This is a genomic window from Serpentinimonas barnesii, from assembly GCF_000696225.1.
GTDB classification, from domain to species: Bacteria; Pseudomonadota; Gammaproteobacteria; order Burkholderiales; family Burkholderiaceae_C; genus Serpentinimonas; species Serpentinimonas barnesii.
Genome location: NZ_BAWN01000091.1, coordinates 1 through 1,294 on the forward strand (window position 1 = coordinate 1; position 1,294 = coordinate 1,294).

The 1,294-nt window shown below is 56.0% G+C and carries 1 protein-coding gene and 1 pseudogene; both read left to right on the plus strand.

Features of this window, described 5'->3' with window-relative positions; translation table 11 throughout:
- Nucleotides 1-559: 559 nt before the first annotated feature.
- Nucleotides 560-772, plus strand: a pseudogene (locus tag SRAH_RS13270) (AAA family ATPase); the annotation flags it as partial.
- A 78-nt stretch (nucleotides 773-850) separates the two neighbouring features.
- Complete coding sequence (locus SRAH_RS13275) at nucleotides 851-1,237, plus strand: hypothetical protein (RefSeq protein ID WP_232841054.1); 387 nt, start codon at nucleotides 851-853, stop codon at nucleotides 1,235-1,237.
- Nucleotides 1,238-1,294: the final 57 nt, after the last annotated feature.

Here is a 1,294-nt window from a genome sequence, read left to right on the forward strand (position 1 = left end):
CGGTTAACCTCAACGTTAGGCCTCGCTCTGGCTTCTGCGGCTCCACTTCCTCGCGCTCCGGCGGCGCTGCCCATTTGCAGGTCTGCTGCTCGGCCTTCGTGGAACGTTCGGGCACACAGCGCTTGCCTTCCTCCGCGCTTGCCTTCCTTCAAAGCCCCTGCCATAATCTCCGGCAAAGCCGCAGCGCTCCAAGGCCCCAGCACCCTTCTCGCCATCGCCTAACCTGCGGTTCAACTCGGACGTGCCTTCGGCACGCCGGTTAACCTCAACGTTAGGCCTCGCTCTGGCTTCTGCTGCTCCACTTCCTCGGGCTCCGGCTGCGCCCGGTTGCTGGCCTGCTGCTCGGCTTTCGTGGAACGTTCGGGCACACCACGCTTGCCTTCCTTCGCGCTTGCTTTCCTGCAAGGCTCCAGCCATAATCTCCGGCAACGCCGCCGCGTTCCAAGGCTCCAGCACCCTTCTCACCAGCGCCTAACCTGCGGTTCAACTCGGACGTGCCTTCGGCCCGCCGGTTAACCTCAACGTTAGGCCCCACACAACAACTACCGGCTCACGACCAATGCAGCTCCTCTCTTTCTCCGTCACGAACTACCGAAGCATCACATCTGCTCAAGGCGTCGCCCTGTCTCAAAAGACGGTACTCATCGGGCGGAACAATGAAGGAAAGTCAAATGTCCTTCGCGCACTGCAAACATCAATGCAACTGTTGCAGCGACACTCCCTATCCGAATCGCGTCCCACCAGATTACTGGGGCCGACTGACGAGACATACCTTTGGCCTCGGGACTTTCCGCTAAAACTGCAAAAGCGAGCGGGCGCCCTACAGACCATCTTTCGCCTTGAGTTTGGATTGAGCGAGGACGAGACAGCAGAGTTGAAGACCGTTATAGGCTCGAATCTAAAGGGCTCACTACCGCTTGAAATCACAATCGACAAGGAACAGAAGCCGAGCTTTCGAGTAGTTAAGTCAGGATCAGGCACTAAGTCACTCGCCCAAAAGTCCGCGAAAATTGCGAAGTTCGTAGCAGAAAGAATTCACTTTAACTATATTCCAGCAGTACGGACCGATAGAGATACATTAGACTTAATTCAAAGACTCCTCTCGGCAGAGTTGCGGATCCTTGAAAAGGAGCCGAAATATCAGGAAGCACTCGCAACAATCTCAGAGCTGCAGCGACCAATACTTGACAAACTAGGCGACCAAGTTCAAGGCGCCTTGCAGATATTTCTTCCGTAAGCGTCCCGCCAACCCATCTTGCAGACAGCCGATCATCCTGAGACCATCGTGTCCACT